At 60.0% G+C, this 19,699-nt stretch carries 16 protein-coding genes; 12 read left to right on the top strand and 4 right to left on the bottom strand.

What is annotated here, in order from left to right:
• Window positions 1-15: 15 nt before the first annotated feature.
• From etfB to ACEN83_RS28105, 3 genes are all read left to right on the top strand, one after another.
• Window positions 16-786 (top strand): electron transfer flavoprotein subunit beta, encoded by a 771-nt coding sequence (etfB, locus tag ACEN83_RS28115; protein ID WP_007975510.1) that lies wholly within the window; start codon window positions 16-18, stop codon window positions 784-786.
• A 123-nt stretch (window positions 787-909) separates the two neighbouring features.
• On the top strand, window positions 910-1,476 hold the full coding sequence (locus ACEN83_RS28110; protein ID WP_495578942.1) for a GNAT family N-acetyltransferase: 567 nt from the start codon (window positions 910-912) through the stop codon (window positions 1,474-1,476).
• A gap of 226 nt (window positions 1,477-1,702) precedes the next feature.
• The gene (locus ACEN83_RS28105; RefSeq protein WP_495578941.1) at window positions 1,703-2,869 is read left to right on the top strand and encodes a retropepsin-like aspartic protease; all 1,167 of its coding nucleotides are present in this window, start codon (window positions 1,703-1,705) and stop codon (window positions 2,867-2,869) included.
• 775 nt (window positions 2,870-3,644) lie between these two features.
• Here ACEN83_RS28105 and gbca read toward each other — a convergent pair.
• Window positions 3,645-4,940: a glycine betaine monooxygenase oxygenase subunit gene (gene gbca, locus ACEN83_RS28100; protein WP_492584902.1), complete on the bottom strand. Its 1,296-nt coding sequence runs from the start codon at window positions 4,938-4,940 to the stop codon at window positions 3,645-3,647.
• 283 nt (window positions 4,941-5,223) lie between these two features.
• Between gbca and gbcB the strand changes: the two genes are divergently transcribed.
• Window positions 5,224-6,324: a glycine betaine monooxygenase reductase subunit gene (gene gbcB, locus ACEN83_RS28095; RefSeq protein WP_015097131.1), complete on the top strand. Its 1,101-nt coding sequence runs from the start codon at window positions 5,224-5,226 to the stop codon at window positions 6,322-6,324.
• Window positions 6,325-6,427: 103 nt separating this feature from the next.
• On the opposite strand, the gene ACEN83_RS28090 is transcribed toward gbcB, so the two are convergent.
• The 3 genes from ACEN83_RS28090 to ACEN83_RS28080 all read right to left on the bottom strand — a co-directional run bounded on the left by ACEN83_RS28090 (window position 6,428) and on the right by ACEN83_RS28080 (window position 9,414).
• Window positions 6,428-6,940, bottom strand: a complete 513-nt coding sequence (locus ACEN83_RS28090; protein ID WP_495578940.1) for an ecotin family protein — start codon at window positions 6,938-6,940, stop codon at window positions 6,428-6,430.
• Between the two features lie 344 nt (window positions 6,941-7,284).
• Window positions 7,285-8,109, bottom strand: a complete 825-nt coding sequence (locus ACEN83_RS28085; protein WP_495578939.1) for an SDR family oxidoreductase — start codon at window positions 8,107-8,109, stop codon at window positions 7,285-7,287.
• A 267-nt stretch (window positions 8,110-8,376) separates the two neighbouring features.
• A complete protein-coding gene (locus ACEN83_RS28080; RefSeq protein WP_495578938.1) occupies window positions 8,377-9,414 on the bottom strand; it encodes a threonine aldolase family protein in 1,038 nt (345 codons plus the stop codon).
• Window positions 9,415-9,546: 132 nt separating this feature from the next.
• Between ACEN83_RS28080 and ACEN83_RS28075 the strand changes: the two genes are divergently transcribed.
• The 8 genes from ACEN83_RS28075 (at window position 9,547) to fdhA (ending at window position 19,677) form a co-directional block, all read left to right on the top strand.
• Window positions 9,547-10,299, top strand: coding sequence for a TraX family protein (locus ACEN83_RS28075; RefSeq protein WP_495578937.1), 753 nt, complete (start codon window positions 9,547-9,549; stop codon window positions 10,297-10,299).
• 256 nt (window positions 10,300-10,555) lie between these two features.
• The gene (gene glyA, locus ACEN83_RS28070) at window positions 10,556-11,809 is read left to right on the top strand and encodes a serine hydroxymethyltransferase (protein ID WP_007980421.1); all 1,254 of its coding nucleotides are present in this window, start codon (window positions 10,556-10,558) and stop codon (window positions 11,807-11,809) included.
• Between the two features lie 23 nt (window positions 11,810-11,832).
• Window positions 11,833-13,083: a sarcosine oxidase subunit beta gene (locus ACEN83_RS28065; protein ID WP_007980419.1), complete on the top strand. Its 1,251-nt coding sequence runs from the start codon at window positions 11,833-11,835 to the stop codon at window positions 13,081-13,083.
• Between the two features lie 14 nt (window positions 13,084-13,097).
• The gene (locus ACEN83_RS28060; protein WP_007980417.1) at window positions 13,098-13,427 is read left to right on the top strand and encodes a sarcosine oxidase subunit delta; all 330 of its coding nucleotides are present in this window, start codon (window positions 13,098-13,100) and stop codon (window positions 13,425-13,427) included.
• Window positions 13,424-16,441: a sarcosine oxidase subunit alpha gene (locus ACEN83_RS28055; protein WP_495578936.1), complete on the top strand. Its 3,018-nt coding sequence runs from the start codon at window positions 13,424-13,426 to the stop codon at window positions 16,439-16,441. The genes ACEN83_RS28060 and ACEN83_RS28055 overlap by 4 nt, the downstream gene beginning before the upstream one ends.
• A gap of 165 nt (window positions 16,442-16,606) precedes the next feature.
• A complete protein-coding gene (locus ACEN83_RS28050; protein ID WP_116582295.1) occupies window positions 16,607-17,239 on the top strand; it encodes a sarcosine oxidase subunit gamma in 633 nt (210 codons plus the stop codon).
• Window positions 17,240-17,458: 219 nt separating this feature from the next.
• Window positions 17,459-18,316, top strand: coding sequence for a formyltetrahydrofolate deformylase (gene purU / locus ACEN83_RS28045; protein WP_116582294.1), 858 nt, complete (start codon window positions 17,459-17,461; stop codon window positions 18,314-18,316).
• A gap of 161 nt (window positions 18,317-18,477) precedes the next feature.
• Window positions 18,478-19,677: a formaldehyde dehydrogenase, glutathione-independent gene (gene fdhA / locus ACEN83_RS28040; RefSeq protein ID WP_007980407.1), complete on the top strand. Its 1,200-nt coding sequence runs from the start codon at window positions 18,478-18,480 to the stop codon at window positions 19,675-19,677.
• The last annotated feature ends 22 nt before the right edge of the window (window positions 19,678-19,699 follow it).

Genomic DNA, 19,699 nt, shown 5'->3' with positions numbered 1-19,699 from the left:
GGGAAGGAAAGGGTTATGAGCACGAAAATCATCAGCCTGGTGTCCATCGGCGCCCACCCGACGTCCGGTCGGCCGCGTCGTGCGGAACAGGATGCGCGGGCGGTGGAACTGGGCCTGCAACTGGCTGGGGATAACTTGCAGGTGCTGCATGCTGGCGATGTCGCCGAGCCTGCGCTGCGCGCTTACCTGGGCATGGGCCTGGAACAGTTGCATGTGCTTGAGCAGCCCGAGGGTGCCGATGCGCTGCCGGCATTGACCGAGTATCTGCGCGATGCCGGTGCTCAGGTGGTATTGACCGGCAGCCAGGCGGAAACCGGTGAAGGCTCGGGCATGCTGCCCTTCCTGCTGGCCGAAAGCCTGGGTTGGCCGCTGGTGGTGGGGCTGGCACAGGTCGAGTCCATCGATGGCGGTTCGGCGCTGGTGCTGCAAGCCTTGCCGCGCGGTCAACGTCGTCGGCTGAAGGTGCGCCTGCCGTTTCTGGCAACGGTGGACAACGCCGCGCCCAAGCCTCGCCAGAGCGCGTATGGCCCGGCCCGACGCGGCGTGCTGCAAGCGCAGGACGTTGAAGTCATCGATGATGAACTGCTTGCGGTTGCCAGCCTGCAACCGGCCAAGCCACGGCCCAAGCGCCTGAAAGTGATCAAGGCCAAGAGCGGCGCCGACCGCATGAAAGCCGCGACGGCCAAGGCCAGTGGTGGAGGCGGGCAGGTGCTCAAAGGCGTGACGGCCCAGGCCGGCGCCGAGGCGATTCTCAAGCTTCTGATTGAAGAAGGTGTAGTCCGCTAGGGCTTGTTGTAGGAGCTGCCGCAGGCTGCGATCTGTTGATCTTGTTTTTAAAAATGAAGGTCAAAAGATCGCAGCCTGCGGCAGCTCCTACATGTGAATCGTATAAATCTGACAGAGAAAACAATGGCAGTTGAATTTCGTTCGGCAGTGCGTGCAGACGCGCGTGAGATTGCGCGTCTGTTCCAGATTTCATCGGAAGGCGCTTCGGATTATATCTGGAGCCAACTGGCCGAACCTGGCCAGACATTGCTGGACGTCGGTGCCATTCGATATGCCCGGGACGACGTCGATTTCTCCTACCAGAACTGCCTGATTGCCGAGGCCGATGGTCAGGTCATTGGCATGATGCACAGTTACGCGATGCGCCACGATCCACTGGCGGTGCCGACGACCGACCCGGTGCTGGCGCCTTATGCCGACATGGAAGTGCCCGACACCCTGTATATCTCCAGCCTGGCCCTGCATGAAGGCTGGCGTAACCGGGGGCTGGGCCTGCAGTTTCTCGCCCATGCCCAAGAACGGGCCGACCGGCTGGGGCTCAATGGCCTGAGCCTGATCGACTATGCCGCCAACACTGGGGCCCGGCGTTTTTACGAGCGACACGGCTTCGGAATCATCAAGACCTGCCAAGTTACCCCTCACCCCATGATCCGCGTCACGGGTGATGCCTATCTTATGCACAGACCCTGAGCTGGATAGGGGGTTGTTCGAACCGCGACAGTTATCCACAGCGCCCCCCATCTTTTTTCTGGCTCCACGCTGACAAGGGCGGTGAGCTACAGTTTTCTATGCGCTGATCAAGGGTGTGGCACGCTTTCGGGAGTTTTCAGACATTCAGCGCTGACTCATAAAACCCGGTTTTATGACTGGCTTGAATATGAAGACTTTCGCTCTTTTGGCGCTCTTTTTTACAGCCATGTGGGTATCCACAGGGGTGGTGTCTGCTGTCGAGACAAAAGCACCCGTGGCCGATCAGGACTTTTATCAGTGGGTCGAGAGCGAACAGGGGCGCAACGCGTCCCTGGCTCAGTTGCGGCAACAGTGCGGCAAGGTGCCGGATGCCGATAAGCACCTCGACTGTTCGGTGACGGTCCTGGCCAGAATGCTCGAAGCCAAGGTCGCCAACCAACTCCCCGAATACTATCTGGCGATCAAGGGCGGGCATGCCCGGGCGATAGAGGCCAGCGCCGATCTGAAACCCCTGTTCTCCATGTTCGGCGACAAATCACTGGCCATCCTGGCGACGACGGGGAATTTCTCGGTCAGCGGTTCGGCGCGACATGAGGTACTGCCGCTGCATCCGTATGCCAACGACTTTTACATTGCGCAGGAAGTGCTGCCGTTTATCGATGTCGGTGCGGCCAACGGTGTCTCGGCGCGTTTTGTACTGGACACGGGGGCACCGCAAACCCGGGTCAACATCGATACTGCGAAGCAGATGGGCATCAGGTTGTTGCCCGATGCTCAGTATCGCTACAGCACGTTTTATGGCGAAAAGGGCCTGGCCGCCAGGCTGGGCATTCTCCGGTCACTCAAAGTCGGCACACGCGAGTTCAGGAATGTCCTGGTGTTTGTCAGCGACCGGGATAATTTGTTGGGGCTGGACCTGATCAGCAAACTGGGGCGCTTGAAAATCACCAGAAGCGCCCTGGAACTCAATCCTGCGCCTGTCAGTCGCTGTGATGCGTTCATTGCCTTTAGCCGCCAGGATCTCAACCAGCGGCTGGTGGTGGCCGCTCAGCTGGATCGCAGGACAACGCAGGCCATCATCGATACGGGAAATGTCGACTACCTGACGGCCGCGTCACCTGGCAGGCAGGTCAATGCCGTGCAGGCACTGACACCAGGAAGCTCGAACGGTTATACCGGCGACAACCGGCACTTTCAGCGCTTTGACGGCATATTGGTCTTGCAAGGCAACATCATGGCGGTCAGTTACAAGTACTACCCGGGCTTTACCATCCCGCCGTCGCTGTTGGGCGGGCAATACGTGCCGTCGATATTGCTCGGTTGGCGCGCCTTCAAGGACTTTGAATTGAACCTGGACCTGGACTCAGGTCGCTCATGCTTCAATAAAGTCTGAAGCGTTGGTGTTTACCCACAATCCCTGTTGGTGGTTCTGTGGATAACATGTTCGCCCCTCGCTACGCCCCATGTAAATCAAGCTCCGCAAGGCGTCGTTCAAAAAACAACCAGCCTGGTTCGTGGTTTTTCCAAGCTTTTTCAAGGGGATAAGTGCTGCTGTTAAGGCAGACTTGCCCCCAATCTCTGTTGGCGCTTCTGTGGATAAGATGTTTGCTATCGGCTGCAGGCCTTGTAAATAGCGGTGCGCAGGCGTCTGATCATAAAGTGATCAAAAGGTGGTTTTGCATTGGCGGCTTTCACTCAAACGCTGAATTTTTCAAGGTTTCTGCGGTTTTCCACAGAACCTTTCAAGTTAACCCCAAAGTCTGTTGGCGCTTCTGTGGATAAGGTGTTTGCCATCCTCTAAACGCCTTTAAGGACGTGGCTTTCAGGCTTTAGATCAAAAAACGACCAGTCCATCCGTAGAAGCAGGCTTCTGGATAAGTCGCGGTTTTTCTTTGGTTTTCGTGAAGAAAATTTCCAGCATATCCACAGTTGTCCCCAATAGCTGTGGGTGGAGATGTGGATAACTTGTTTGCGGAAGGCTGGGAGGTGCGGCGGGCATAGGCCTGAACGAGATAGGTCATATTTCGTACAGTTCCAGATGATTAGGGGAAAGTGAGGGGGCTTTCGCGAGCAAGCCCGCTCCCACATTGGTCCGTGTCGTTCACAAAAGTGTGTACGCCACCGATCCACTGTGGGAGCGGGCTTGCTCGCGAAGCTTTTGATCTTGATCAGCCGCTGACCGGAACGCCCTTGAGGTACGGCGCAGGCTCGGCCCCCAGGTTGCTCAGCAGACGCTCGCTGTACCAGTCCACGAAGTTCACCACACCGAACTCATAAGTCTTGGAGTACGGGCCAGGCTGGTACGCGGTGGAGTTGATGCCGCGCTGGTTCTCTTCGGCCAGACGACGGTCCTGGTCGTTGGTGGCGTCCCAGACCTGGCGCATGCGCTCCACGTCGTAGTCCACGCCTTCGACCGCGTCCTTGTGCACGATCCACTTGGTGGTGACCATGGTTTCCTGGGCGCTGATCGGCCACACGGTGAACACGATGATGTGGTCGCCCATGCAGTGGTTCCAGGAGTGCGGCAGGTGCAGGATGCGCATCGAGCCCAGGTCCGGGTTCTTGATGCGGCCCATCAGCTTGGCGCAGCCCTGTTTGCCGTCCATGGTCATCGACACGGTGCCCTTGAGCAGCGGCATGCGCACGATGCGGTTGCGAAGGCCGAAGCTGGCGTGGGCGTACGGGATCTTCTCGGCTTCCCAGGCAGCGGCGGAGGCGGCCACGTGGTCCTTGAACGCCTGGTCGGCGCGCGGGTCGGTGACGTCGTCCCATTCCAGCAGGGTTTTCAGCAGTTCAGGGTGCGATGCGTTGCAGTGGTAGCACTCGCGGTTGTTCTCTAGCACCAGCTTCCAGTTGGCCTTTTCCATCAAGGTGGTTTGCACCGCCACCTTGGTGTTTTCCATGTCGTACGGTTCCATGTAGTGGTTGAGCGTCGACAGGAAGTCATCGATGGCTGGCGGGTTCTCCGACAGACTGATGAAGATGTAGCCGCCGGCAGTCTTCACGTTCACCGGTTTGAGGCCGTACTGATTCATGTCGAAGTCGGCGCCCATCTCGGTGCCGGCGAACAGCAGGCGGCCGTCGAGTTCGTAGGTCCATTGGTGGTAGTGGCAAACCAGCTTGGCGACCTTGCCCTTGTCGCTGGTGCACAGGCGTGAGCCACGATGGCGGCAGACGTTATGGAACGCGTGCACCACGCCTTCGGCGCCACGGATCACGATGATCGGGTTCTTGCCGACCTGCAGGGTCAGGTAGTTGCCCTTGGTGGGGATCTCGCAGGTCATGCCGGCGATCAGCCACTCTTTCTGAAAGATTTCCTGCATGTCGATATCAAACAGGCGCTCGTCGGAGTAAAACGGCTGCGGCAGCGAGAACGTGCGCTCGCGCTCCTGCAGCATCTGCGCGGTGGCCTTGCGTGCGGGTTCCAGCGGATCGCCCAGGCTCAGGGTAGTAGTGACGTCCATCGTTTAATCCTCAAGGCCATCTGCGTGGCCGGCGAAAGTGGCTAATCAGGGGTTGCTACGCAAGGTGTAAAGAATGTGTCTTGGTATGGGGCGAGTGTGGGGCCGGCGCAGGCCAGAACCTTATCCATGGGCGACATGGTGCAATCTGTTCCCGACGCGCAAGCCCCGGTCGTTGGGGGCTGGTCGCGATAAGCATGTCAATGTCGCAGATAGGTAAATGGGTGATCCGCGCTATACGCAGAATCGCCAACATGAAGGCCGGCAGTCGGCCGTGGAGATCAGCATGTCCAACAGCTTCCTGAATCCGGTAACCACCCAGACCTGGGCCAATGGTCGGCACATCGTCCGTTGCGTCAAAGTCATCCAGGAAACCTGGGATGTGCGCACCTTTTGCTTCATGGCCGACCAGCCGATCCTGTTCTTCTTCAAGCCGGGGCAGTTTGTCACCCTGGAGCTGGAAATCGAAGGCCAGCCGATCATGCGTTCGTACACCATTTCCAGCTCGCCGTCGGTACCCTACAGCTTTTCGGTGACCATCAAGCGCGTGCCGGGCGGCAAGGTCTCGAACTGGCTGCACGACACCCTGCACGAAGGCCAGGAGCTGGCGGTGCACGGCCCGGTCGGGCTGTTCAATGCCATGGACTTCACCGCGCCGAAGGTGCTCTACCTCAGCGGCGGCGTGGGTATCACGCCGGTGATGTCCATGGCGCGCTGGTTCTACGACACCAACGGCAATGTAGACATGGTGTTTATCCACAGCGCCCGTTCGCCGAAGGACATCATTTACCACCGCGAGCTGGAGCACATGGCGTCGCGGATTGAGAACTTCAGCCTGCACCTGATCTGCGAGAAGCACGGCATGGGTGAGCCCTGGGCCGGTTATCGCGGTTACCTGAACCACAGAATGCTTGAATTGATGGCGCCTGACTTCCTCGAGCGCGAAGTATTCTGCTGCGGCCCGACACCCTATATGAATGCGGTCAAGCGCTTGCTCGAAGGCGCAGGTTTCGACATGTCGCGTTACCACGAAGAATCCTTCGGTGCGACCCCGCCAGAGGCGCGCGCCGATGCGGTAGAACATGCAGTACAAGCGGCCGAGGCACCGGAAGTCGATGCGGCGGACTTGCATCAGGTGGAGTTCACCGCCTCCGGAAAGAGCATCCGCGTGGCTCCGGGCGAGACCGTGCATGCGGCGGCGGCCAAGGTTGGCCTGATGATTCCGAAAGCGTGCGGCATGGGCATCTGCGGCACCTGCAAGGTGTTGAAGCTGGGTGGCGAAGTGGAGATGGAGCACAACGGCGGGATCACCGAGGAAGACGAAGCCGAAGGGTTCATCCTGTCGTGCTGCAGCGTGCCGAAGGGGGATGTGCGGATCGAGTTTTGAGGGGGATGGATAAAAGTAGCAGGTGTTAAATGAAGGACGACTTTCGTCGTCCTTCTCATGGATTGTGTTTGTGGCTGTTAGTTAATAGACGCGTGAGGGCTAGTTATTCACTCATCGGCGGGGCGATATCTGGTGCAGGTTGTGAGGGTTCAGTCCGTCCAGGTTGAGGGGATTTTAGGTTGTCTGCGTCTGCTTTGTTTATAACTTCGTAAGTGACATAAATATATTGCAAGGCGTGGATGACGATCGGCACGCTGCTGTCATAGGGGAGTATGCGATCGGTCGCCAATATTTGATGCCTTTCCACATACCGTGAGTTTTCGGGGCAACCCATTCTTGTCGAAGCAAAGCTAGGTCGATCTATAAGGTAATAGCCCGACGAGGTTTTTAAGAGTTTGCTTATTGGGGCAGTGTGCCAGTTGCAGTCGAAAATGACATTGTCATGAGCGCTGATAACCACTAGCAGATCATCCTCGTCACTGCGTTTTTCCAATCGGAATACATATTTGGAGTAGGCTCTTTCAACAGGAGCATTTTCCGGGAGTATGGTGTTTTTAGCATCCGTCAGTGCAGTTGGTGCGCTAGTGACGGCGTCGACGCTTGAAAGATTTTCCATATTTAGCCTTTATAGTGATTGACGCGTGATTGAGTGGCTATTGTTGTGAGTGTATTCATGAATGGTGCGATATATATGTATTGCATTTTTATTGTCTGTGACAAAGTGTTGAATAATAAGTTGGTGTGCGAGCAGAGTTTATAAGTGTCCGGCACAGCTGGACGCTGTGCGGTGTAAGTGCTCGCATCAAGAATAACTATCCAGGAGGGCGTTGTTTGTATTTGAGATGGGTTGAGGTCTGGCAGTCACTGCTCAGGCTAATGCTTGGAATATCTACGTCAGTTCCCTCACCGCTCTTTATAGAGACTTGGTGAGGGGCTGATTACACGGGTGTTCTGAATAACTTAGTCGACAAACAAGTCGGGCATCAGCGTGTCTGAGGTGTTTGGTGCAAACCGGTAGTGTTCGAATTCGGTAATGCCCTGTTCACGCAAGATCTCCTCATCGATCAACAACCGCCCGGTCAGGCTGCGGTTTGTGCTGCTCAGAATCACATGCGCCGCATCCGCCATGATTGCAGGCGTTCGCGCATGCTTGAACGATTCCTTCGACCCCAACTGAAACTCGATGGCCGCAGTGGCAATCATCGTTTGTGGCCACAGCGAGTTGACGCTGATGCCGTAATTCCTGAATTCCTCACTCATGCCCAGGGTCAGCATGCTCATGCCGTACTTGGTGACGGTATAGGGGCTGTATTGGGCGAACCACTTGGTGGCCAGGTTCAGCGGCGGAGACAGGTTGAGGATGTGGCCACCGGACTTCTTCAGGTACGGCAACGCAGCCTGGCTGCACAGCAATACGGCACGGGTGTTGATCTGGTGCATCAGGTCGAAGCGTTTCAGTTCAAGGTGCTGGACCCCGGTCAGCTTGATCGCCCCGGCGTTGTTGATCAGTGCGTCGATACCGCCGAAATGTTCGTTGGCCTGGGCCAGGGCCGCACGTACGGCATCCTCTTCCCGCACATCCACCTGCAAGGCCAGCGCCTGGCCGCCTGCGGCTTCCACTTCCCGGGCCACGCTGAAAATCGTGCCCGGCAGCTTGGCATGGGGTTCGGCGCTTTTGGCGGCAATCACAATGTTGGCCCCATCGCGTGCGGCTCGCAGGGCTATCTCGCGGCCGATGCCGCGGCTGGCGCCGGTGATGAACAGGGTTTTGCCTTGCAAGGACATGTTGACGCTCCTGATTGTTGTTATGTGAGCGGATCGGCTCGACAAACAATGTAGACGAAGTCGTTCAGGCGCTGCGGCAAGAGATGTGACTGAATGTGGGCAGGGAAGAGGTGAGCGAACCTGTGGCGAGGGGGCTCGCCCCCCCGTTGGCCTGCGTAGCAGGCCCATAGCCTGAGCACGCGACCTGGCAGGCAGATCGCATAAGTCGGTTTTACGACGGCTGCGCCGCCGAACGGGGGCAAGCCCCCTCGCCAAACGGGATCGCGGTTATGCCATGACTTCTCGGATGTCCTTCGCCAGCTCGCGCACGCGCGCTTCTTCGGTATCCCACGAGCACATGAAGCGTGCGCCGCCGTTGCCGATGAAGGTGTAGAAACGCCAGCCCCTGGTGGTCAGGGCAGCGATGGCCGGTTCCGAGAGTTGCAGGAATACGCCATTGGCCTGCACCGGGAACATCAGTTCCACGCCAGGAATGTCGCTGACCAGTTCGGCCAGCAATTGGGCGCAGCGGTTGGCGTGGTTGGCGTATTTGAGCCAGGCGTCGTTTTCCAGGATGCCGACCCAGGGTGCCGACAGGAAGCGCATCTTTGAAGCAAGCTGCCCGGCCTGTTTGCAGCGGTAATCGAAGTCTTCGGCGAGTTTGTGGTTGAAGAACAGAATCGCCTCGCCCACTGCCATGCCGTTCTTGGTGCCGCCGAAGCACAGCACGTCGACGCCGGCCTTCCAGGTCAGGTCGGCCGGGGAGCAGCCGAGGAATGCGCAAGCGTTGGAGAAGCGTGCGCCGTCCATGTGCAGGTTCAGGCCCAGCTCCTTGCAGGTGGCGCTGATGGCGCGGATTTCGTCCGGGGTGTAGACGCTGCCGACTTCGGTGGCCTGGGTCAGGGTCACCACGCGAGGTTTCGGGTAGTGGATATCCTGGCGCTTGAGCGCGACCTCGCGGATCGATTCCGGGGTCAACTTGCCGTTTTCAGTGCGGGCGATCAGCAGCTTGGAGCCGTTGGAGAAAAATTCCGGGGCGCCGCATTCGTCGGTTTCGACGTGAGCGGTTTCCGAGCAGATCACGCTGTGGTAACTCTGGCACAGCGAGGACAGCGCGAGCGAGTTGGCGGCGGTGCCGTTGAAGGCGAAAAACACTTCGCAGTCGGTTTCGAACAGTTTACGGAAATCGTCGGACGCGCGGGCGGTCCACTCGTCGTCGCCGTAGGCGCGCTGGTGGCCGTGGTTGGCCTGTTCCATGGCCGCCCAGGCTTCAGGGCAGATGCCGGAATAGTTGTCGCTGGCGAATTGTTGGCTCTTGTCGGTCATGGCCTGCTTCCGTGGTCGAGATGCCTATGGTGAAGCGTCCCGTGGTCAATGAGGGTGCGCACTGTACCCAAGATCGTCAGGTGGAGCGCACAGGATGTCGCTGTTTGGAAAATACAGTGTCGAAGGGCAATTATGCACGTGACAACGCAGGAGATCATGCACAAGACCATGCAGTTAAAGCAGCGCGACGGGGCACTGGATCTGCTCAAGTGGCTGGCGCTTTTGAGCATGCTGCTCGATCACCTGCGATATGTCGGTTATTCCGCCGATTGGTTGTATGTGCCGGGGCGCCTGGCGTTTCCGTGGTTCTGCCTGGCGATGGCGGCCAATCTGGCGCGCGAGCGGATTACGCCGACCGGTGGCCAGTGGCGCTATCTGGGGTGGTTGTTGCTGTTTAGCGCGGTGAGTGAAGTTCCCTACCGGATGTTCATTCCCCATCCCGACACCTTGAACGTGCTGCCCACCCTTGCCCTGGGCTTGCTGGTGGTTCGTGGCTGGCAGCAGCCGGCGCTTGTATCGCGACTGCTGGCAGCTGGCGCGGTCTTGCTGGCGGCGTTTTTCTCCCAGCGATTGATGTTCGGGTTCTTTGGTGTGTTGTTGCCGTGGGTGATGCTGCTGGTGTTCCGACGACCCTGGTATTTCGCTCTGGTGGCGGGGCTGGTCTGTCTGGCAGCCAATCAATGGCAGGTGCTGTATCACGCGGCACGGCTGGGCAATCACGCGGCCATTCCGGCTATCGCCGCTTGTCTGATTGGGCCATGGCTCGGACTGTTCTTGTTGCGACATGCCAAGGGCGTAAATCCACCACCGATGCGGCGTTGGGCGTATGCGCTCTATCCGGCGCATTTCCTCATTCTTCTGGCCCTGCGCGAATCTCTCGCATAACCCTGTAGGAGCTGCCGAAGGCTGCGATCTTTTGATCTTTTAGAACGGCAAGGTCAAAAGATCGCAGCCTTCGGCAGCTCCTACAGAGGCATACGTATCCCCGCTTGGCAGTCCATGTCGTAAACGCACCTTTGCGTGGCGCCCGTAGGCATTTGACGACTCCAAGCCAGTCATACCATCGCTACCAAAGGGCACTGCCGAAAAGCCAGTGCCTCACCGAGACGAATGGCGCACCGCCGCCGCTGGGAGAGACGCGATGTTCAGCAAGCAAGACCAGATCCAGGGTTACGACGATGCACTGCTGGCGGCGATGAATGCCGAGGAGCAACGTCAGGAAGATCACATCGAGCTGATCGCGTCGGAGAACTACACCAGCAAGCGCGTGATGCAGGCCCAGGGCAGCGGCCTGACCAACAAATACGCCGAAGGTTACCCGGGCAAGCGCTATTACGGCGGTTGCGAACACGTGGACAAGGTCGAGGCCCTGGCCATCGAGCGCGCCAAGCAACTATTCGGCGCCGATTACGCCAACGTCCAGCCGCACTCCGGTTCCTCGGCCAACAGCGCCGTGTACCTGGCCCTGCTGCAAGCCGGCGACACCATCCTCGGCATGAGCCTGGCCCACGGCGGTCACCTGACCCACGGCGCCAAAGTGTCGTCCTCGGGCAAGTTGTACAACGCGGTGCAGTACGGCATCGACACCAAGACCGGTCTGATCGACTACGACGAAGTCGAGCGCCTGGCCGTCGAGTGCAAGCCGAAGATGATCGTTGCCGGCTTCTCGGCCTACTCCAAGACCCTCGACTTCCCGCGCTTCCGCCAGATCGCCGACAAGGTCGGTGCGCTGCTGTTCGTCGACATGGCCCACGTTGCCGGTCTGGTCGCCGCCGGTCTGTACCCGAACCCGCTGCCTTATGCCGACGTGGTCACCACCACGACCCACAAGACCCTGCGCGGTCCGCGTGGCGGCCTGATCCTGTGCAAGGCCAACGAAGAAATCGAGAAGAAGCTCAACGCAGCAGTTTTCCCGGGTGCCCAGGGCGGCCCGCTGATGCACGTGATCGCCGGTAAGGCGGTGTGCTTCAAGGAAGCGCTGGAGCCTGGCTTCAAGGCTTACCAGCAACAAGTGATCGACAACGCCCAGGCCATGGCCGGCGTGTTTATCAAACGCGGCTACGATGTAGTGTCCGGCGGTACCGACAACCACCTGTTCCTGGTCAGCCTGATCCGTCAGGGCCTGACCGGCAAGGACGCGGATGCCGCCCTCGGTCGCGCCCATATCACTGTCAACAAGAACGCTGTGCCGAACGATCCGCAGTCGCCGTTCGTGACCTCCGGCCTGCGCATCGGCACCCCGGCGGTGACCACGCGCGGCTTCAAGGTGGCCCAGTGCGTCACGCTGGCCGGCTGGATCTGCGACATCCTCGACAACCTCGGCGATGCCGATGTCGAGGCCAATGTCGCCGAGCAAGTGGCAGCCTTGTGCGCGGACTTCCCGGTTTATCGCTGAGTGCGGTTTTGGAGTAAATGACTATGCAACGCTACTCGGGCTTCGGCCTCTTCAAACACTCTCTCAGCCACCATGAAAACTGGCAGCGCATGTGGCGCACGCCGACCCCGAAAAAGGTCTACGACGTGGTCATTGTCGGCGGTGGCGGGCATGGCCTGGCCACGGCTTACTACCTGGCCAAGGAGCACGGCATCACCAACGTGGCCGTGGTCGAGAAAGGCTGGCTGGGCGGCGGTAACACCGCGCGCAACACCACCATCGTGCGCTCCAACTACCTGTGGGACGAATCGGCCCACCTGTACGAACACGCGATGAAACTGTGGGAAGGCCTGTCCCAGGACCTGAACTACAACGTGATGTTCTCCCAGCGCGGCGTCTACAACCTGTGCCACACCCTGCAGGACATCCGTGATTCCGAGCGTCGGGTCAGCGCCAACCGCCTCAATGGCGTGGACGGCGAACTGCTGGATGCCAAACAGGTTGCCGACGAGATTCCGTACCTCGACTGCTCCAAGAACACCCGCTATCCGGTGATGGGCGCAACCGTCCAGCGTCGCGGCGGCGTGGCCCGTCACGATGCCGTGGCCTGGGGCTTTGCCCGGGCCGCCGACGCCCTCGGCGTGGACCTGATCCAGCAGACCGAAGTGATCGGCTTCCGCAAGGAAAACGGCGTGTGCATCGGCGTGGAAACCAACAAGGGTTTCATCGGCGCCAAGCGCGTCGGCGTGGTGACTGCCGGTAACTCCGGGCACATGGCCAAGCTCGCCGGTTTCCGCCTGCCGATCGAATCCCACCCGCTGCAAGCGCTGGTGTCCGAGCCGATCAAGCCGATTATCGACAGCGTGATCATGTCCAACGCCGTGCACGGCTACATCAGCCAGTCCGACAAGGGCGACCTGGTGATCGGCGCCGGTATCGACGGCTACAACGGCTACGGCCAGCGTGGTTCGTACCCGGTGATCGAACACACCATCCAGGCCATCGTCGAGATGTTCCCGGTACTGTCCCGCGTGCGCATGAACCGTCAGTGGGGCGGCATCGTCGACACCACCCCGGATGCCTGCCCGATCATTTCGAAAACCCCGGTACCGAACATGTTCTTCAACTGCGGTTGGGGCACCGGCGGCTTCAAGGCCACACCTGGCTCGGGCAACGTGTTTGCCGCAAGCCTGGCCAAGGGTGAAATGCACCCGTTGGCCGCACCTTTCTCCATCGACCGTTTCCACAACGGTGCGTTGATCGATGAACACGGCGCTGCTGCGGTTGCCCACTAACAGGAGAAATCCCCATGTTGCATATCTTCTGTCCTCACTGCGGCGAACTGCGCTCCGAAGAGGAATTCCATGCATCCGGCCAGGCGCACATCCCGCGCCCACTGGATCCGAACAGCTGCACCGACGAGGAGTGGGGCGACTACATGTTCTTCCGCGACAACCCGCGCGGTCTGCACCACGAGCTATGGGATCACGTCGCCGGTTGCCGTCAGTACTTCAACGTCACCCGCGACACCGTGACCTACGAGATTCTCGAAACCTACAAGATCGGCACCAAGCCACAATTCACCGACAAGACCGATAGCCCGAAAGCGGCCAGCACGGCTCTGGGAGAGAAGGTATGAGCCAGATCAATCGCCTGTCCAATGGCGGACGGATCGACCGCAACAAAGTCCTGAGCTTCACCTTCAACGGCCAGAACTACAAAGGCTTCGAAGGCGATTCCCTGGCCGCTGCACTGCTGGCCAACGGCGTCGACATCATCGGTCGCAGCTTCAAGTATTCCCGTCCGCGCGGCATCTTCGCCGCCGGTGCCGAAGAGCCGAACGCGGTGCTGCAGATCGGCGCCACCGAAGCCACGCAGATCCCGAACGTGCGTGCTACGCAACAGGCGCTGTATCAAGGCCTGGTCGCCACCAGCACCAACGGCTGGCCGAGCGTGAACAACGACATGATGGGGATTCTCGGCAAGGTCGGCGGCAAGCTGATGCCGCCGGGTTTCTACTACAAAACCTTCATGTACCCGCAATCGTTCTGGATGACTTACGAGAAGTACATCCGCAAGGCTGCCGGCCTGGGCCGCTCGCCGACCGAGAATGATCCGGACACCTACGACTACATGAACCAGCACTGCGACGTGCTGATCGTCGGTGCTGGCCCTGCCGGCCTGGCGGCTGCACTGGCGGCTGCGCGCAGCGGTGCCCGTGTGATTCTGGCTGACGAACAGGAAGAGTTCGGCGGCAGCCTGCTCGATTCCCGCGAAAGCCTCGACGGCAAGCCTGCGACCGAGTGGGTCGCCAGCGTCATCGACGAACTGAAGAACACCCCGGACGTGCTGCTGTTGCCGCGCGCCACCGTCAATGGCTACCACGACCACAACTTCCTGACTATCCACGAGCGCCTGACCGATCACCTCGGCGACCGCGCACCGATTGGCCAGGTGCGTCAGCGCATTCACCGGGTTCGTGCCAAGCGTGTGGTGCTGGCGACCGGCGCTCACGAGCGTCCACTGGTCTACGGCAACAACGATGTGCCGGGCAACATGCTCGCCGGCGCCATCTCGACCTACGTGCGTCGTTACGGTGTGGCACCGGGCAAGAAGCTTGTTCTGTCGACCAACAACGACCACGCCTACCGCGTTGCCCTGGATTGGCTCGATGCCAGCCTGCAAGTGGTGGCCATCGCCGACGCCCGCAGCAACCCGCGAGGTGCGCTGGTGGAAGAGGCGCGTGCCAAAGGCATCCGCATCCTCACCGGCAGCGCCGTGATCGAGGCTCGTGGCAGCAAGCGCGTGACCGCTGCCCGTGTGGCCGCCATCGACGTCAAGGCCCACGCCGTGACCAGTCCTGGCGAATGGCTTGAATGCGACGTGGTGGCCAGTTCCGGTGGTTACAGCCCGGTGGTTCACCTGGCTTCGCACCTGGGTGGCAAGCCGATCTGGCGTGAAGACATCCTCGGTTTCGTACCGGGTGAAGCACCGCAGAAGCGTGTATGCGTCGGTGGCATCAACGGTGTCTACGGCCTTGGCGATTCTCTGGCTGACGGTTTTGAAGGTGGCGCCCGCGCCGCTGCCGAAGCCGGGTTCCAGACGATTGAAGGTGTGTTGCCAAAAGCCCTGAGCCGTCTCGAAGAGCCGACCCTGGCGCTGTTCCAGGTACCCCATGAAAAGAACACCGCACGTGCGCCGAAGCAATTCGTCGACTTGCAAAACGACGTCACCGCCGCCGCCATCGAACTGGCGACCCGCGAAGGCTTCGAGTCGGTCGAGCACGTCAAGCGCTACACCGCACTGGGCTTCGGCACCGATCAGGGCAAGCTCGGCAACGTCAACGGCCTGGCCATCGCTGCCCGCTCGCTGAACGTGACCATCCCGCAGATGGGCACCACCATGTTCCGTCCGAACTACACTCCGGTGACTTTCGGCGCCGTGGCCGGTCGTCACTGTGGGCACATCTTCGAGCCGGTACGCTACACCGCGCTGCATCAATGGCACCTGAAAAACGGCGCCGAGTTCGAAGACGTCGGCCAGTGGAAACGTCCGTGGTACTTCCCGAAATCCGGTGAAGACCTGCATGCCGCGGTCAAGCGCGAATGCAAGGCCGTGCGCGACAGCGTCGGCCTGCTGGATGCTTCGACCCTGGGCAAGATCGATATCCAGGGCCCGGATGCGCGCGAGTTCCTCAACCGCGTCTACACCAACGCCTGGACCAAGCTCGACGTGGGCAAGGCGCGTTACGGCCTGATGTGCAAAGAAGACGGCATGGTGTTCGACGACGGTGTGACGGCCTGCCTGGCCGACAACCATTTCGTCATGACCACCACCACCGGCGGCGCGGCACGCGTGCTGCAGTGGCTGGAGCTGTACCACCAGACCGAATGGCCGGACATGAAGGTGTACTTCACCTCCGTCACCGACCACTGGGCAACCATGACCCTGTCCGGGCCGAACAGCCGCAAGCTGCTCAGCGAAGTCACCGACGTCGACTTGAGCAGCGAAGCCTTCCCGTTCATGACCTGGAAAGAAGGTTTGGTCGGCGGAGTGCCGGCGCGAGTGTTCCGGATTTCGTTTACCGGTGAACTGTCGTACGAAGTCAACGTGCAAGCCGACTACGCAATGGGCGTGCTGGAAAAAATCGTCGACGCCGGCAAGAAGTACAACCTGACGCCGTACGGCACTGAAACCATGCACGTACTGCGGGCCGAGAAGGGCTTCATCATCGTCGGTCAGGACACTGACAGCTCGATGACCCCGGACGACCTGAACATGGGCTGGTGTGTCGGTCGCACGAAACCGTTCTCGTGGATCGGCTGGCGCGGCATGAACCGTGAAGACTGCGTGCGTGATCAGCGCAAACAGCTGGTTGGCCTGAAGCCTATCGATCCGACCAAATGGCTGCCGGAAGGTGCGCAACTGGTGTTCAACACCAAGCAAGCCATCCCGATGACCATGGTGGGTCACGTGACTTCCAGTTACCTGCACAACTCCCTGGGCTATTCGTTTGCCATGGGCGTGGTCAAGGGCGGGTTGCAGCGGATGGGCGAGCGAGTGTTCGCACCGCTGGCCGACGGCAGCGTGATCGAGGCGGAAATCGTTTCTTCGGTGTTCTTCGATCCGAAAGGCGAACGCCAGAACATTTGATGGCTTCAAGACTTGTGAGTGGGCAATGACACCCAGTCGGCCCATTCGCGAGCAAGCCCGCTCCCACAGGGGAATGCGGTCGAATGTGGGAGCGAGCCTGCTCGCGAAGGCGGCGCAACAGCCACCACAAGGGCCGGAACCAACAGAATTCAGAACAGGTGCTTTATGACCGCAGCCAATGTTTACCAACAACGCCCAACCTCCGGGGCCAAGGCCGAGTCGTCGTTGCATCATGCCGACCTCGCCAGCCTGGTGGGCAAGGGTCGCAAGAACGCCGGCGTGACCGTGCGTGAGAAAAAACTCCTCGGCCACCTGACCATTCGTGGCGACGGCCACGATGCCGCGTTCGCCGCCGGTGTGCACAAGGCCCTGGGCATCGAATTGCCGGGCGCACTGAGCGTCATCGTCAAAGGCGAAACCAGCCTGCAGTGGATGGGGCCGGATGAATGGCTGCTGATCGTGCCGACCGGTGAAGAACTGGCCGCCGAGCAGAAACTGCGCGAAGCACTGGGCGATCTGCACATTGCAATCGTCAACGTCAGCGGCGGCCAGCAACTCCTCGAACTGAGCGGTCCGAACGTGCGCCAGGTGCTGATGAAGTCCACCAGCTACGACGTGCACCCGAACAACTTCCCGGTGGGTAAAGCGGTCGGCACGGTGTTCGCCAAGTCGCAACTGATGATCCGTCACACCGCCGAAGACACCTGGGAACTGCTGATTCGTCGCAGCTTCTCTGATTACTGGTGGCTGTGGTTGCAGGATGCTTCTGCCGAGTACGGGCTGAGCGTGCAGGCTTAAAACGACCTATGGCTGTGGCTGTTTTTTGTGGCGAGGGGGCTTGCCCCCGTTCGGCTGCAAAGCAGTCGTAAAACCAGTGAATGCGGTGTACCTGTTAGATCGCACACTCAGGACTTGGGGCTGCTGCGCAGCCCAACGGGGGCAAGCCCCCCTCGCCACAGGCAAGCTCAACACAGGATTCTCTGTGATCACCGATGTTGAAACAGGAGTCACCGCACCATGAGCCGCGCCCCAGACACATGGATTCTGACCGCCGACTGCCCCAGCGTCCTCGGCACCGTGGACGCGGTGACCCGCTTTCTGTTCGAGCAGGGCTGCTACGTCACCGAGCACCACTCTTTCGATGATCGGCTCTCGGGCCGTTTCTTCATTCGTGTGGAATTCCGTCAACCCGACGGTTTCGACGAGCAATCATTCCGCGCGGGGCTCGCTTCACGCGGTGAAGCCTTCGGCATGACCTTCGAACTGACTGAACCGAACTATCGGCCGAAAGTGGTGATCATGGTCTCCAAGGCCGATCACTGCCTCAACGATTTGCTTTATCGCCAGCGCATCGGCCAGTTGTCGATGGATGTGGCCGCAGTGGTCTCCAACCACCCGGACCTCAAGCCGCTGGCTGACTGGCACCAGATTCCGTACTACCACTTCCCGCTGGACCCGAACGACAAGCCGTCGCAAGAGCGTCAGGTGTGGCAGGTGATCGAAGAGTCCGGTGCCGAGCTGGTGATCCTTGCGCGCTACATGCAAGTGCTGTCGCCGGAGTTGTGCCGCAAGCTCGACGGCAAGGCGATCAACATCCACCACTCCCTGCTGCCGGGTTTCAAGGGCGCCAAGCCCTATCACCAGGCCTACAACAAGGGGGTGAAACTGGTGGGCGCCACGGCGCATTACATCAACAACGACCTTGATGAAGGCCCGATCATTGCCCAGGGCGTCGAGGCAGTGGACCACAGCCATTACCCGGAAGACTTGATCGCCAAGGGGCGGGATATCGAAGGGCTGACGCTGGCGCGGGCGGTGGGTTATCACATTGAGCGTCGCGTGTTTTTGAATGCGAACAGGACGGTGGTCCTGTAGCGATTTCGATATCGCCAAGATCGCAGCCTTCGGCAGCTCCTACAGGGGGATGCGGTCATTGTAGGAGCTGCCGAAGGCTGCGATCTTTTGATTTACCGAGCATTTAACGCGCTGCCTGCCTGGGCGACGCGGTTCCATAAAAACAACAGCGAGGTGAAAGCATGTCTGGCAATCGTGGTGTGGTGTATCTCGGCGCTGGCAAGGTCGAAGTACAGAAGATTGACTATCCGAAAATGCAGGACCCGCGCGGTCGCAAGATCGAGCACGGGGTCATTCTCAAAGTGGTTTCCACCAACATCTGTGGTTCCGACCAGCACATGGTGCGCGGGCGTACCACGGCGCAAACCGGCCTTGTTTTGGGCCATGAAATCACTGGCGAAGTGATCGAGAAGGGCAGCGACGTCGAGAACCTGAAAATCGGCGACCTGGTGTCTGTACCGTTCAACGTGGCTTGCGGGCGCTGCCGTTCCTGCAAGGAAATGCACACCGGCGTGTGCCTGAGCGTCAACCCGGCCCGCCCGGGCGGTGCTTACGGTTATGTCGACATGGGTGACTGGACCGGTGGCCAGGCGGAATACGCCATGGTGCCGTACGCCGACTTCAACCTGCTGAAACTGCCGGATCGCGACCGGGCCATGGAAAAAATCCGCGACCTGACCTGCCTCTCCGACATCCTGCCGACCGGCTATCACGGTGCCGTGACTGCCGGCGTTGGCCCAGGCAGCACTGTGTACATCGCCGGTGCCGGTCCGGTCGGTCTGGCGGCGGCCGCATCCGCTCGCCTGCTGGGCGCTGCGGTGGTGATCATCGGTGACGTCAACACCGTTCGACTGGCCCATGCCAAAGCCCAGGGCTTCGAGATTGCCGACCTGTCCCTGGACACGCCGCTGCACGAACAGATCGCCGCACTGTTGGGCGAACCGGAAGTGGATTGCGCCATCGACGCCGTCGGCTTCGAAGCCCGTGGCCATGGCCATGACGGCGTGAAACACGAAGCCCCGGCCACCGTGCTCAACTCGCTGATGGGCGTTGTGCGTGTGGCCGGCAAGATCGGCATTCCCGGCCTCTACGTGACCGAAGACCCGGGTGCTGTCGACGCTGCCGCGAAAATGGGCAGCCTGAGCATCCGCTTCGGCCTGGGCTGGGCCAAGTCCCACAGCTTCCACACCGGCCAGACCCCGGTCATGAAGTACAACCGCGCGCTCATGCAAGCGATCATGTGGGACCGTATCAACATCGCCGAAGTGGTGGGTGTTCAGGTGATCAGCCTGGATCAGGCTCCGCAGGGTTATGGCGAGTTTGATGCGGGCGTGCCGAAGAAGTTTGTGATCGATCCGCACAAGATGTTCAGCGCGGCGTAAGTCTTCAGGCAAAACAAAACGG

The sequence above is a fragment of the Pseudomonas sp. Pseusp49 genome (genome assembly GCF_059491875.1).
The sequence above is the reverse complement of the archived record's forward strand: the minus strand, read 5'-3'. Positions and strand labels throughout refer to the sequence as shown.

Coding starts and splice junctions, on each gene's coding strand:
- fdhA (WP_007980407.1), top strand. CDS start 18,478: ATGTCTGGCAATCGTGGTGTGGTGTATCTCGGCGCTGGCAAGGTCGAA.
- ACEN83_RS28075 (WP_495578937.1), top strand. CDS start 9,547: ATGCACGTGACAACGCAGGAGATCATGCACAAGACCATGCAGTTAAAG.
- ACEN83_RS28080 (WP_495578938.1), bottom strand. CDS start 9,414: ATGACCGACAAGAGCCAACAATTCGCCAGCGACAACTATTCCGGCATC.
- ACEN83_RS28105 (WP_495578941.1), top strand. CDS start 1,703: ATGTGGGTATCCACAGGGGTGGTGTCTGCTGTCGAGACAAAAGCACCC.
- ACEN83_RS28055 (WP_495578936.1), top strand. CDS start 13,424: ATGAGCCAGATCAATCGCCTGTCCAATGGCGGACGGATCGACCGCAAC.
- gbcB (WP_015097131.1), top strand. CDS start 5,224: ATGTCCAACAGCTTCCTGAATCCGGTAACCACCCAGACCTGGGCCAAT.
- ACEN83_RS28110 (WP_495578942.1), top strand. CDS start 910: ATGGCAGTTGAATTTCGTTCGGCAGTGCGTGCAGACGCGCGTGAGATT.
- etfB (WP_007975510.1), top strand. CDS start 16: ATGAGCACGAAAATCATCAGCCTGGTGTCCATCGGCGCCCACCCGACG.
- ACEN83_RS28065 (WP_007980419.1), top strand. CDS start 11,833: ATGCAACGCTACTCGGGCTTCGGCCTCTTCAAACACTCTCTCAGCCAC.
- ACEN83_RS28090 (WP_495578940.1), bottom strand. CDS start 6,940: ATGGAAAATCTTTCAAGCGTCGACGCCGTCACTAGCGCACCAACTGCA.
- ACEN83_RS28050 (WP_116582295.1), top strand. CDS start 16,607: ATGACCGCAGCCAATGTTTACCAACAACGCCCAACCTCCGGGGCCAAG.
- ACEN83_RS28060 (WP_007980417.1), top strand. CDS start 13,098: ATGTTGCATATCTTCTGTCCTCACTGCGGCGAACTGCGCTCCGAAGAG.
- ACEN83_RS28085 (WP_495578939.1), bottom strand. CDS start 8,109: ATGTCCTTGCAAGGCAAAACCCTGTTCATCACCGGCGCCAGCCGCGGC.
- gbca (WP_492584902.1), bottom strand. CDS start 4,940: ATGGACGTCACTACTACCCTGAGCCTGGGCGATCCGCTGGAACCCGCA.
- glyA (WP_007980421.1), top strand. CDS start 10,556: ATGTTCAGCAAGCAAGACCAGATCCAGGGTTACGACGATGCACTGCTG.
- purU (WP_116582294.1), top strand. CDS start 17,459: ATGAGCCGCGCCCCAGACACATGGATTCTGACCGCCGACTGCCCCAGC.